General features: G+C 72.2%; 11 protein-coding genes. 6 read left to right on the forward strand and 5 right to left on the reverse strand.

The features are described 5' to 3' along the window. Nucleotides 1-50: 50 nt before the first annotated feature. Both VI078_03625 and petA read right to left on the reverse strand, forming a co-directional pair. A complete protein-coding gene (locus tag VI078_03625) occupies nucleotides 51-1,229 on the reverse strand; it encodes a cytochrome b N-terminal domain-containing protein (GenBank protein ID HEY5998374.1) in 1,179 nt (392 codons plus the stop codon). Then, nucleotides 1,229-1,831, reverse strand: coding sequence for a ubiquinol-cytochrome c reductase iron-sulfur subunit (gene petA / locus VI078_03630; GenBank protein ID HEY5998375.1), 603 nt, complete (start codon nucleotides 1,829-1,831; stop codon nucleotides 1,229-1,231). Before petA ends, VI078_03625 begins: the two co-directional genes overlap by 1 nt. A gap of 310 nt (nucleotides 1,832-2,141) precedes the next feature. Between petA and VI078_03635 the strand changes: the two genes are divergently transcribed. Both VI078_03635 and eboE read left to right on the forward strand, forming a co-directional pair. Continuing rightward, a complete protein-coding gene (locus VI078_03635) occupies nucleotides 2,142-3,350 on the forward strand; it encodes a 3-dehydroquinate synthase (protein ID HEY5998376.1) in 1,209 nt (402 codons plus the stop codon). Continuing rightward, on the forward strand, nucleotides 3,347-4,477 hold the full coding sequence (eboE, locus tag VI078_03640) for a metabolite traffic protein EboE (GenBank protein ID HEY5998377.1): 1,131 nt from the start codon (nucleotides 3,347-3,349) through the stop codon (nucleotides 4,475-4,477). Before VI078_03635 ends, eboE begins: the two co-directional genes overlap by 4 nt. Here eboE and VI078_03645 read toward each other — a convergent pair. Genes VI078_03645 through ubiE form a run of 3 tightly spaced genes read right to left on the reverse strand, consistent with a single transcriptional unit; the run spans nucleotide 4,386 to nucleotide 6,348 of the window. Beyond that, complete coding sequence (locus VI078_03645; GenBank protein ID HEY5998378.1) at nucleotides 4,386-4,967, reverse strand: DUF488 domain-containing protein; 582 nt, start codon at nucleotides 4,965-4,967, stop codon at nucleotides 4,386-4,388. The two genes, eboE and VI078_03645, sit on opposite strands and share 92 nt — an antisense overlap. Next, the gene (locus VI078_03650; GenBank protein HEY5998379.1) at nucleotides 4,967-5,569 is read right to left on the reverse strand and encodes a methyltransferase domain-containing protein; all 603 of its coding nucleotides are present in this window, start codon (nucleotides 5,567-5,569) and stop codon (nucleotides 4,967-4,969) included. Before VI078_03650 ends, VI078_03645 begins: the two co-directional genes overlap by 1 nt. Next, nucleotides 5,566-6,348: a bifunctional demethylmenaquinone methyltransferase/2-methoxy-6-polyprenyl-1,4-benzoquinol methylase UbiE gene (gene ubiE, locus VI078_03655; GenBank protein HEY5998380.1), complete on the reverse strand. Its 783-nt coding sequence runs from the start codon at nucleotides 6,346-6,348 to the stop codon at nucleotides 5,566-5,568. Before ubiE ends, VI078_03650 begins: the two co-directional genes overlap by 4 nt. Before the next feature lie 214 nt (nucleotides 6,349-6,562). Between ubiE and VI078_03660 the strand changes: the two genes are divergently transcribed. Genes VI078_03660 through VI078_03675 form a run of 4 tightly spaced genes read left to right on the forward strand, consistent with a single transcriptional unit; the run spans nucleotide 6,563 to nucleotide 12,185 of the window. After that, complete coding sequence (locus VI078_03660; protein ID HEY5998381.1) at nucleotides 6,563-8,428, forward strand: 4Fe-4S binding protein; 1,866 nt, start codon at nucleotides 6,563-6,565, stop codon at nucleotides 8,426-8,428. Next, on the forward strand, nucleotides 8,416-9,063 hold the full coding sequence (locus VI078_03665) for a molecular chaperone TorD family protein (GenBank protein ID HEY5998382.1): 648 nt from the start codon (nucleotides 8,416-8,418) through the stop codon (nucleotides 9,061-9,063). Before VI078_03660 ends, VI078_03665 begins: the two co-directional genes overlap by 13 nt. Before the next feature lie 4 nt (nucleotides 9,064-9,067). After that, a complete protein-coding gene (locus tag VI078_03670; protein HEY5998383.1) occupies nucleotides 9,068-9,265 on the forward strand; it encodes a formate dehydrogenase in 198 nt (65 codons plus the stop codon). Nucleotides 9,266-9,296: 31 nt separating this feature from the next. Beyond that, a complete protein-coding gene (locus VI078_03675) occupies nucleotides 9,297-12,185 on the forward strand; it encodes a formate dehydrogenase subunit alpha (GenBank protein HEY5998384.1) in 2,889 nt (962 codons plus the stop codon). Nucleotides 12,186-12,197 lie beyond the last annotated feature (12 nt).

The following is a 12,197-nucleotide window of genomic DNA, read 5'->3' on the forward strand; positions in this document are numbered from 1 at the left end:
CGCGGCCAACGCGGCCGCCACGAGGACCGCGGCCCGCAGCCGCGCGCGCGTCATGGCGTCCCCCCGGGCAGCGGCCGCGCCCGCTCGAAACGGGGCAGCAGCGGCAGCGCGGCGAAGTACAGGAAATAGACGGCCGTCGAGATCCGCTCCAGCGTGAGCACGGCGCCGACCGGCAGCTGCGACCCGAGGTAGCCGAGGATGAGGAAGTTCGCGAAGAACGCCAGCGTCAGCGCGCGCTTGAGGGGCCGATAGCGCGCGCTGCGGACGGGGGAGCGGTCGAGCCAGGGCAGCGCCGGCACCAGGAAGATCGCGGCCGCCATCGCAACCGCCCCGCCGAGCTTGCTCGGGATGGAGCGCAGGATCGCGTAGAAGGGGACGAAATACCACTCGGGCACCAGGTGCGCGGGCGTGGCGAGCGGGTTGGCCGGCTCCCAGTTGGCGGGCTCGAGCAGGAGCGTCGGCGCGAAGAACACCACGGCCGCAAATGGCAGCAGCGCCAGCGCGTCGAACCAGAGGTCGCGGGTGACGTAGTACGGCCAGAAGGGGATGCGCCGCGGGTCCCCCTCGTCGAGGTCGACACCGTCCGGGTTGCCGCTGCCGACGCGATGCAGCGCCATCACGTGCAGCAGGACCAGCCCGCCGATGAGCGCGACCGGCAGCACCGCAGTGTGCAACGCGAAGAACCTCCCGAGCGTCGCATCCCCGACGGCGAAGTCCCCGCGCAGCCAGACCACGAGGCCGGGGCCGACGAGGGGAATCGTCCCGAAGATGTTGGTGATGACGGTGGCGCTCCAGAAGGACATCTGTCCCCACGGCAGCAGATATCCCATGAAGGCCTCGGCCATGAGGCAGAGGAAGATGGCGAAGCCGACCAGCCAGACCAGCTCGCGCGGCGACTTGTACGAGCCGTAGTAGAGGGCGCGCCCGACGTGCAGGTAGACCGCGAGGAAGAAGCCGCTGGCCCCGAGCGCGTGCAGGTAGCGCAGCAGCCAGCCGTAGTTCACCTCGCGCATGATGTGCTGCACGCTGTCGAAGGCGAGGCCGGTGTCCGGCTTGTAGTGCATGGCGAGGAAGACCCCGGTCACGATCTGCAGGACGAGGAAGAGACCGGCGAGCGAGCCGAAGTTCCACCACGAGTTCAGGTTGGGCGGCTCGAGGTGCCGCGTGACGTGCCGCTCGAGCGCCTCGGTCAGCGGCAGGCGCCGCTCGATCCAGGCCGGGATCGCCATCAGGCCGGACCCGCGGGGAGGTCGGCGAGCTTGCGGACCCCGGCGTCGAAGCCGCTGAAGCTCCCCGAGCCGATCCTCAGCGTGCTCGCGCCGGTGAACTCGTAGGGCAGCAGGTGCAGGTTCTCCGGCGGCGGGCCGTCGAGGCGCCGGCCGAGCGTGTCGTACTTGCCGCCGTGGCAGGGACAGAAGAAGCCCGGCTGGTCGAGGCCCGGGACGCGCCCCGGCTCGAGCATCGGGATGCACCCGAGGTGCGTGCACACGCCGAGGCAGACCAGCCACTCGGGGCGCTTGACGCGCTCGGCGGGCGACGCCGGGTCGCGCAGGGACGCGCCGTCGATCCGGCCGGCGGCCTCGATCATGGCCGGCGTTCGCCGCAGGATGAAGACCGGCTGGCGGCGCCAGAGGACGACCTCCAGGGCGCCCGCGGCGATCTTCGACACGTCGACCTCGACGACGCCGGCCGCGATGACGTCGCTCGAGGGGCTCATCGAGCGCACGAAGGGGATCGCCGCCAGGCCGGCGCCGCACGCCCCGACCGCGGACGCGGCGATCGTGAGGAAGCTCCGCCGCGTGAGCCCCCGATCCGCCTGGCCTGCCGCCATTGACCCTCCTGCGATGCATCCGGACCTGCGGGACACGGGTTGCCGCCTGCAACCCGCAGCGCGATATCCAAAAGATAGGCGGGCACCCCGGAGCCGTCAAGGCGGGCGGAAACGACGTGCGCACTTCGAGCCGTGTTGACACCGCGCAGAGGCGCGCTTAGCTTGCCGGGTGAAGCCGGTCTCCGCAGGCTCCACGGGGCGCCGGGGGCGGCCGGCGGCAACGTAACCCCTGGAGATCACAGCCATGCGCAGTCCTGCCGGGCAGCCGGGCCGGCCCGCCGCCCGAGGCGCGGGGCGAGGTGCCGGGCGCGTGCTGCGCCGCAGCTGCACCCTGACGTGGGAGCTGCAGGTGCACTTCACCCGCGAGACGTTCGCCGCCGGCAACACCGTGCTCGCGCGGGTCCTCGACGGCGCCGGGGAGCGGCGCCACCGCGTGCTCGCGGTCATCGACGCGGGCGTGCTCGCCTGCACGCCGCGGCTCCCGGGTCACATCGCCCGCTACGCGCAGCGCCACCGCGGCCGGATGCAGCTGGTCGCGCCCCCGTTCGTCGTCCCCGGCGGGGAGGCCTGCAAGAGCGATCCGCGCGCCGTCGAGGCCGTCTGCGCGCAGATCGAGCGGCACGGGCTCTGTCGCCAGTCGTTCCTGCTCGCCATCGGCGGAGGGGCGGTCCTCGATGCCGCGGGACTCGCGGCCGCGCTCGCGCACCGGGGCGTGCGGCTGATCAGGATGCCCACGACGGTGCTTGCCCAGAACGACGCCGGCGTCGGCGTGAAGAACGGCATCAACGCCTTCGGCCGCAAGAACTTCCTCGGCACGTTCGCGCCGCCCTTTGCGGTGGTCAACGACCTGGAGTTCCTCAGGACCCTCGACGCGCGCGATCGCCGCGCCGGCCTCGCCGAGGCGGTGAAGGTGGCGCTCGTGCGGGACCGGGAATTCTTCGATCTGCTCTGGCGCGAGCGACGGCGGCTGGCGGCGGGCGCAACCGGGCCGCTGGAGGAGACGGTCGTGCGCTGCGCCGAGCTGCACCTCGACCACATCGTCTCGCGCGGCGACCCCTTCGAGCGCGGCTCCTCGCGCCCGCTGGACTTCGGCCACTGGTCGGCGCACGCCCTCGAGGAGCTCAGCGCCGGCGCGCTGCGCCACGGCGAGGCCGTGGCGATCGGCATCGCCCTCGACGCGCTGTATTCCGTGCGCAGCGGCCTGCTCGGCGAGCCCGACGGCCATCGCGTCCTCGCGCTGCTGGAGGACCTCGGCTTCGCGCTCTTCGACTGGGCGCTCGAGTCGCTGGACGTCCAGGCCGCGCTCGCGCGGTTCCAGGAGCACCTCGGCGGCGAGCGCGCCATCCCGCTGTTGCGCCGGCCCGGCGAAGTCCTGGACGTGCGGGCGATCGACGCGCGGCGCATGCGCGGCTGCGTCGCCGAGCTGGCGCGCCGGCACGGGGCGGCCGCCGCCCGCGCGCCAGCGGCGGCGCGGCCGGGCGACGGCGCAGCGCAGCGCGACGCACTCCGCGCGCGATGACCCTCACCTACTGCACGAACATCCACCCCGGCGAGAGCTGGGCCGAGATCTTCGCACACGTGCGGGAGTACGTGCCGGCGGTGCGGGGCCGGTTCGCCCCCGGCGGGACGTTTCCGGTCGCCCTGAGGCTCTCGGGGCGCGCCGCGATGGAGATCGACGGACCCGAAGCCGCGCGCTTCGCCGAATGGTGCCGCCGCGAGCGGTGCCGCGTCGTGACGCTCAACGGCTTCCCGCACGGCCGCTTCCACGGCGTCCCCGTCAAGGAACAGGTCTACCTCCCCGACTGGCGGGACCCCGAGCGGCTGCGGTACACGTCGCGGCTCGCGGACCTGCTCGCATCCTGGCTCCCCGAAGACGGCCGTGGCTCGATCTCCAGTGTGCCCATCGGCTTCCGCCGTTCCCTGACGCCGGAGGCGGTGGCGGCGGCGCGCAGGAACCTCCGCGGCGCGCTCGAGCACCTCGAGCGGCTCGCCGGCGAGACGGGGCGGGAGATCCTGCTCGCACTGGAGCCCGAGCCCGGCTGCCTGATCGAGACGACGGAGGACGTGGTGCGCATCTTCGAGCGCCTGGAATCGCCTCCGCGCCTCTCGCGGCACCTGGGCGTCTGCTACGACTGCTGCCACCAGGCCCTCCAGTTCGAGGACCCCGCCACCTCGCTCGAAACGCTGCGCCGTGCCGGAATCCCCATCGCGCACGTCCAGGTCTCGTCCGCGCTGCGGGTCGAGGGCCCGGACCTCGCGCCGGTCGCCTCCTTCGCGGAGCCGACCTACCTGCACCAGTGCGTCGGGCGTCGGCCGGACGGCTCGCTGGTCCGCTTCGACGATCTGCCCGAGGCGCTGGCCGCGGCACCGTCCACCGGCTGCGCCGAGTGGCGCGTGCACTTTCACGTGCCGGTCTTCCACGAGGGCTCGGGCACGTTCCGGACGACGAACGACTTTCTCGCGGGGATCCTGCCGCTGCTCGAACCGGCGACGCCCCTGGAGGTCGAGACCTACACCTGGGGCGTCCTGCCGCCCCGGATGCGGACGCCGACGGTCACGGAGTCGATCGTCCGCGAGCTCGAGTGGGTCGCCCGCCGCGTTGCGGCTCCTGCGGCTGCCCGCCCGGAGCCTCTTCCGGATAGGTGACCTGCGTACCGCGCACCCGGGCAAACGGCGTCAGGGAGTGCTCCCGCGGCGACGCGCCGCTCATGATGTGGGCCACCGGGACGCCGTGCGCAAGCAGCGCGTCCGCGATCAGCGAGCGGTGGCAGCGCCACGGCAGCGCCTCGGCGCAGAGCAGCGCCGTCCTCGTCTCCCGGGCGATCCCGATCAGCTCCGCGAGCGCGGCATCGAAGGCGGGCGTCTGCATGTAGTCCGCGAAGCCGCGGAACGACTCGTTGCGCCAGCCCGCGTTCGGAGAATCGGCGCGGGGATGGCGCAGCCCCCCGAGGGCCGCGAGGTGGCGGTACCCGATGCCGGCCGCCGCGAGGCTGCCCGGCAGCGTCTCGCGGTTGAACTGCGGGTTGTGCCGCGAGCGCGGCACGGTGCGGACGTCCGCGACCAGCGCGACGGCGTGGACCCGCAGCAGCTCGAGGAACACCTCGAGGGGGCGGTTGGAGTGGCCGATCGTCAGGATCACGCCGCGGCCGCCCTGAGCGAGACGCCGAGGATGCCGATCCGGGGAAGCTCGAGGGAGCGGCTCAGCCGCAGGCCCGCCCGCCGCAGCCCCTCGCGCAGCTCCGCGCTCCGGAAGCGGTCGTGCGCCGGGTGCAGGAGGATGTGCCGGGTGATGACGTTCTGGTAGAGCGAGGGGTACAGCTCCTCGAAGTAGAAAGCCCCGCCGGGCCGCAGGACCCGCGCGGTCTCGGCGAGCGCACGGCGCCAATCCGGCACGTGGTGCAGCGCGCCGAAGTCGAAGACGGCGTCCAGGCTCGCGTCGGCGAAGGGCAACTCGGCCGCGTCGGCCGCGAGCAGCCTGATTCTCGAGCGGCCCCTCCCGCCGAGATAGCGCCCGGCACGCTCGAGCATGGCCGGGTCGTAGTCCGAGGCGAGGAGCGTCGCGGGCCGGAACGCCGCCTCGATGAGCGCGGCCCCGGCGGCCCGGCCGCAGCCGATCTCGAGGATTTCGCCGCCGGGGGCCAGGCCATGTCCGCGCCGCAGCCATGCGATTTCCAGGCGCTGCTCGAGCACCCGCAGCGGGTTGTTCACCACCCAGCGCTCGGCCCAGTTGAGCTTCACGGCCTCCTCCCCGTGTGGATGACCGCGATGCCGTTGGAGAGCCGCCGGTAGGCGATGTCGCGGAAGCCGATCGCCGCAAGCTGCGCGGAGAGCTCATCGGGGGTCGGGAACATCCGGATCGACTCCGAGAGGTAGCGGTAGCCGTTCGGCGACCGCGCGAGGACCCGGCCGACGGCCGGCATGACCGAGAACGAGTACCAATCGTAGAGGCTGCGGAACAGCGGGTTGACCGGCTGGGAGAACTCCAGGCACAGGAACCTGCCGCCGGGCCTCAGGACCCGGTGCATCTCGCCGAAGGCCCGGTGCATGTGCGTCACGTTGCGGATGCCGAAGCCGACCATGGCGGCGTCGAACGCGCCGCTCGCGGCGGCGATGCACTCGGCGTCCCCCTCGACGAGGTCGATCGCCGCCCCGCGCGCCGCGGTGAGCTTCCGGCGGCCGGCGGCCAGCATGTCGCGGTTGATGTCGTAGACCACCACCCGTCCGGCGGGGCCGACCGCACGCGCGGCGAGCAGCGCGAGGTCCCCGGTGCCGCCGCAGACGTCGATGACCCGCTCGCCGGGCTTCAGGGCCAGCAGGCGCACCGCCGTGCGCTTCCAGGGGTGGTGGAGGCCGAGGCTCAGGACCGTGTTCGTCAGGTCGTAGCGTCGCGCGATCGTCGAGAAGTGCCGGTGCACCAGCCGCGCCTTCTCCGCCTCGCCGACCGGCTGGTAGCCGAAGTAGTGCCGGGCGGGATCGGTTCCGCCGGGGGTTGGTACGGGTGGGGCGGGGCTTTTCATACGTCCGTCCGTTCGCCTGCCGCGGGTTGGAAGGTCCGGGCCTCCGATCGCCATGAAATATACCGGCCCGGCGTTCGAAATCCCATCGGTCTATCGCGAAATGGGGCGACAACCCCATGGCAGCCGGCTGTCCCGGAGCGACATATTTCGTTCCAGGTTCGCAGGGATAGGCCCGCGTCGGGCGGGACGGCGGCCTTTGGGGGGGGATCGGCTCTTGGCGCGATCACGCGACGAGGCGGCGGGGTCGGGCGGACGCCCGGCGGACCTGACGGCCATCGACTTCTCTTCGCCCGCGTACAACCGGATCGATGAGCTCCAGGATTGCGCCGGGAACTACCGTTCCTTCGAGACCCTCGAGGGTATCGTCACCGCGGACATGCGCCATCGATTCGAGCGGGAGCGTCGGGGCCGGCGCGGGTCCGGCGGCGAACCCGCGGGTGCGAGCGCGGTTGCGGTGGCGGACGCCATCGGGGACCGGGAGCAGGGGCCCGCGCCGCCGGCGCCGGTGACCATCGTCTCGCGCGGTCGGGTCCTCGTGCTCGACACGGACGCCGTCCGCGCCGGCGCGTTGGCGCGGGTTCTCGGCCGGCATGGGTTGACGTGCACCGAGATCGTGACGGGCGAAGGGCGATCCGTGAAGGTGCGGGGGGGCTTCGGCGGCTTTTCCGCCGCGAGAGAGCCCGCGGTCGACGCCGGCCGGCCCGTCGTTGAGCCCGGTCCCGTGCCCACGGCCGCCTTCGACTGCGTGCTCGACCTGCAGCCGGCGCCCTCGTACGCGGGGCCATTGCTGCCCCCCGGCTACTACGCGCCGGGCGGCGACGCGGGCCGGCTCGCGCAGGCGCTGGCCGAGCTGCCGGAGATGCGCGGCCGTTTCGAGAAGCCCCAGTTCACGCTGTTCCTCGCGGAGCGCTGCCTTCGGGGCCGCGGCCGGGAAGCGGCCTGCGACCGCTGCGCCGGGATCTGTCCTTTCGGGGCGATCGCAGCCGCGGACCGCGGCGTCGCCGTCGACCACACCCTGTGCGAGGGCTGCGGCGCCTGTGCGCTCGTCTGTCCGGCGGACGCCATGCGGATGGTCGTCCCCTCCTCGGCCGGGACCATCGCGCGGTTGCGGGGCGCACTCGAGCGCGCCGCGCGGGACGGCGTCGCTCCGAAGCTGACGATCTGCGAGGCCGACGCCGCGGGTCCCGCCCCCGGTGCGGCCCTGGCGCCGGACGCCGGGACCGCGCCCGGCGCACCGCGCGTCGTCTTCGCGCTCGAGCAGATCGGGCTCGTGCGGCTCGAGACGCTGCTGGCCGCCGTCCGCCACGGCGCGCGCTCGGTGGCCGTCGTCTGCCCGGGGACGGCACCGGCGATCGCGGCGGCGGTGCGCCGCCAGGTGGAGCTGGCCTCGGCCATCGTCGGCGGGCTGGGCCTGCGGCCGGACACCGTGACCTTCGCGATTGCACCGGAGTGCCCGCCGGCCGGGCAGGTGGCGGGGACGGCCGCCGCCCCGGAGACCTCGGAGATGTCGGGGGCCGAGGCGCCGGACGCACCGGACGCGCGCGATCCCTGGCCGCCGCAGGACTCGGCGTCCCTCGTCCGCGCGGCGGCACACGTGCTCCACGAGCGCTCGGGCGCCCGCGATCCCGCCCTGCCGCTGCCCGAGGGGGCGCCGTTCGGCACGCTCGGGATCGCGGCTGAGCGGTGCACGCTGTGCATGGCCTGCGCGGCGGCCTGTCCCGCCGGCGCCCTGGCGGGGTCCGGCGACGCGCCGCGGCTCGAGTTCCGCGAAGCGCGATGCCACCAGTGCGGCCTGTGCGCGCAGGTCTGCCCCGAGCAGGCGCTGCACCTGCAGCCGCGGCTGCTCTGCGATCCCGAGGGCGCGGCGCGGCCGGTGGTGCTGCACGAGCAGGAGGCGGCCCGGTGCGTCTCCTGCGGCGCGCCGTTCGCTTCCCGGGCGATGGTCGACCGCATGACCGCCAGGCTGAAGGGCCACTGGATGTTCGTCGAGGAGCGGCAGCTGCGGCGCCTCCGGCAGTGCGGCACCTGCCGGGCCCGGGACGTCCTTCTCTCCGAGGACGCAGCGCGATGGGCCCGGTAGCGACCGGCCGCACGATCCCGGGCTGGTGCCCGACCTTCGGGGACCTGCGCTCGGACGCCTACGTGCTCCTCGCCGCGCTCCTCGGGCCGCCGCCCACGGAGGGGCTCCTGCACATCGTGCGGAACCTCGCGTGGGACGGCCCGCTCCCCGGAACACTCGAGCGTTCGCTGGCGGGCCTGCGGCGCGCCGGCGCCGAGCATCCCCTCCCCGTGGTCGAGGACGAGCACCGCGTGCTCTTCGTCGGCCTCGGGAGCGGCGAGGTGGTCCCCTACGCCTCCTGGTACCGGGAGCGGACGCTCCAGTCCCTCCCACTCGCGGCGCTGCGCTCCGACCTCCTGCGGCTCGGCCTCGTGCGGCAGGCCGGCTGTCCCGAGCCGGAGGACCACGCCGGCGCCCTCTGCGAGATCATGGCGCTGCTCTCCGGGCCCTCGTCCGAGGTCCCGCTTGCGCACCAGGCTCAGGTGTTCGGGGACCACCTCGCCCCCTGGATGGGTGCGTTCTTCGGCGACCTCCATGGCGCCCGCGGTGCCAGCTTCTACCGCGCCGTGGGCGACTTCGGGGCCCGCTTTCTCGAGGCCGAGAGCCGCTATTTCGCCTTCGCACCTGAATGGGAGCCCTTCACGGAAGGAGCATAGCGCCATGGTCAGACCGTTCTCCGCCAGCCGTCGTTCGTTCTTCAGGAGCGCCGCGGCGCTCGGGGGGGCCGCGGCCGCGCTCGCCCTCGGAGGCGACAGGAAGACCGCGAAAAGCGCGCCTGCGCCGCCACGCAGCGGCGGCACCAGCGGCTACCGCCTCACGGAGCACATCGCGAAGTACTACGAGAAGGCGCGAGGCTGAGCCCCGCAGCCGACGACAGAGGGAAACGGAGATGAGGCAGATCGGCAGGAAGTGGCTGCGGCGCACGGCAACGGAGGCACCTTGCCCCGCCGGGATGGACCGGCGGACCTTTCTCGAACGCGGCGCGGTGGCGCTGGGCGGCGGCGCTCTCCTGGGCCTGCTGCCGCTGTCGGTGGTGCGCAAGGCCACGGCGCAGGAGAAGACGAACTTCCCGCACCCGGGGACAAAGAGCGAGACACGGCGCTCGATCTGCACGAACTGCTCCGTGGGGTGCGGCATCATCGCCGAGATCCAGAACGGCGTCTGGGTCGGGCAGGAGCCGGACTTCGACTCGCCGATCAACCTCGGGGCGAACTGCCCGAAGGGCGCCGCGGAGCGCAACATCGTCTTCGGTCACAAGCGCACGAAATACCCGATGAAGCTCGAGAACGGCACCTGGAAGCGCCTCTCCTGGGACCAGGCGATCAACGAGATCGGCGACAGGCTCCTGAAGATCCGCGAGGAGTCGGGGCCGGACGCCCTGTTCTTCTGCGGCTCGTCCAAGGCCAGCAACGAGGGCGCGCACCTGCAGGCCAAGTTCGCGGCCCTCTGGGGCACGAACAACGCCGACAACCAGGCCCGCATCTGCCACTCCACGACCGTCAACGGGGTGGCGAGCACCTGGGGCTACGGCGCGATGACCAACTCCTACAACGACATGCACAACTCCAAGGCAATGCTGTTCATCGGCTCGAACGCGGCCGAGGCGCACCCCGTGGCGATGCAGCACATCCTGCGGGGCAAGGAGAACGGCGCCAAGATGATCGTGGTCGACCCGCGCCACACGCGCACGGCCGCGCACGCCGACATCTACGCCCGGATCCGCTCGGGCACCGACATCCCCTTCATCTACGGGCTGCTCTGGCACATTTTCAAGAACGGCTGGGAGGACAAGGAGTACATCGCCCGCCGCGTCTGGGCGATGGACGACGTGCGCAAGGAGGCCGAGCACTGGCCTCCCGAGGTCGTCGCGGACGTGACGGGCGTCCCCAAGGAGAAGGTCTACGAGATCGCCAGGACCATGGCGGAAAACCGCCCCGGGACGGTCGTCTGGTGCATGGGGATCACGCAGCACCACGTCGGCAACAACAACACGCGCCTCTGCTGCATCCTGCAGCTGGCGCTCGGAAACGTTGGCGTGGCCGGCGGCGGGACGAACATCTTCCGCGGCCACGACAATGTGCAGGGCGCGACCGACATCGGACCGAACGCCCACACCCTCCCCGCCTACTACGGCCTTGCCGAAGGCGCCTGGAAGCACTGGTGCCGCGTCTGGGATCTGGACTACGAGTGGCTCAAGACCCGCTTCGACATGACCCAGAAATACGATGCCGGCGGCGGGAACATGGCCTTCACGATGAACATGCCCGGCATCCCCGTCTCGCGCTGGATCGACGCCGTGCTCGAGGACAAGGCCAACCTCTCGCAGCGCACGAACGTGCGCGCCGTCATCTTCCAGGGGCACGCCTGCAACAGCCAGACGCGCGGCCCGGAGATGAAGAAGGCGCTCGAGAAGCTCGACCTGCTCGTCATCTCCGACCCCTACCCGACGCACATGGCGGTGTTGAGCGACCGCAGGAACGACACCTATCTGCTGCCGAGCTGCACGCAGCTGGAGACCTCCGGCTCCTGCACCGCCTCGAACCGCTCGCTCCAGTGGCGCGAGAAGCTCGTCGACCCGTACTTCGAGTCGCTGCCGGACCACGTCATCCTCTACCGGTTGGCGACGAAGCTCGGCTTTGGCAAGGAACTGGTCAAGCGCATCCAGGTCGTCAACGGCGAGCCGCTCACCGAGGACATCCTGCGCGAGATCAACCGCGGCTCGTGGACGATCGGCTACACCGGCCAGAGCCCCGAGCGGCTCAAGCTCCACGCCCAGCACCGGCGCGCCTTCGACACGACCACGCTGCGGGCGCGCGGCGGGCCCTGCGACGGCGACTACTACGGCCTGCCCTGGCCGTGCTGGGGGACCCCCGCGATGAAGCACCCGGGGACCCCGCTGCTCTACGATCCGAGCAAGTCCGTCGCCGAAGGCGGGCTGGTCTTCCGCGCCAACTTCGGCACGGAGCGCAACGGGCAGAGCCTGCTGGCGGACAAGGTCTTCTCGAAGGATTCGGAGATCAAGGACGGGTACCCCGAGTTCACGGCGGACCTGCTCAAGCAGCTCGGCTGGTGGGGCGACCTGACGGCGGAGGAGCAGAAAGAGGCCGAGGGCAGGAACTGGAAGACCGACCTCTCCGGCGGCATCCAGCGCGTCGCGATCAAGCACGGCTGCGCGCCGTTTGGAAACGCGCGGGCCCGCTGCCAGGTCTGGGAGTACCCCGACCCGATCCCGATCCACCGCGAGCCGCTCTACACGCCGCGCTTCGATCTGGTGAAGAAGTACCCGACCTATGCCGACCGCAAGGCCTTCATGCGGCTCCCCACCCGCTACCAGTCGATCCAGTCCGTGGACCACAGCGCGAAGTATCCCCTCGTGTTCACCAGCGGGCGCCTCGTCGAGTACCAGGGCGGTGGCGAGAAGTCGCGCTCCAACGCCTGGCTCGCGAAGCTGCGGCCCGAGATGTTCGCCGAGGTCAACCCGAAGGACGCCAACAACGCCGGCATCACCAACGGGATGTACATGTGGCTCGAGGGCGCGGAGGGCGGACGCATCAAGGTCCGCGCGCTCGTCACCGAGCGTGTCGGCCCCGGGACCGTGTGGACGCCCTTCCACTTCGGCGGCTGGTTCGAGGGCAAGGACCTGCACGACAAGTACCCGGAGGGGACCGCTCCCTTCGTCAGGGGCGAGGCCTGCAACACCGCCACGACGTACGGCTACGACTCGGTGACGATGATGCAGGAAACGAAGGCCACGCTCTGCCGGATCACCCCGGCGTAGGGAGGAGGGGAT

This window comes from bacterium (assembly GCA_036524115.1).
Classification (GTDB): Bacteria; JAUVQV01; JAUVQV01; order JAUVQV01; family DATDCY01; genus DATDCY01.

Coding starts and splice junctions, on each gene's coding strand:
- eboE (HEY5998377.1), top strand. CDS start 3,347: ATGACCCTCACCTACTGCACGAACATCCACCCCGGCGAGAGCTGGGCC.
- VI078_03670 (HEY5998383.1), top strand. CDS start 9,068: ATGGTCAGACCGTTCTCCGCCAGCCGTCGTTCGTTCTTCAGGAGCGCC.
- VI078_03625 (HEY5998374.1), bottom strand. CDS start 1,229: ATGGCGATCCCGGCCTGGATCGAGCGGCGCCTGCCGCTGACCGAGGCG.
- VI078_03675 (HEY5998384.1), top strand. CDS start 9,297: ATGAGGCAGATCGGCAGGAAGTGGCTGCGGCGCACGGCAACGGAGGCA.
- ubiE (HEY5998380.1), bottom strand. CDS start 6,348: ATGAAAAGCCCCGCCCCACCCGTACCAACCCCCGGCGGAACCGATCCC.
- VI078_03665 (HEY5998382.1), top strand. CDS start 8,416: ATGGGCCCGGTAGCGACCGGCCGCACGATCCCGGGCTGGTGCCCGACC.
- petA (HEY5998375.1), bottom strand. CDS start 1,831: ATGGCGGCAGGCCAGGCGGATCGGGGGCTCACGCGGCGGAGCTTCCTC.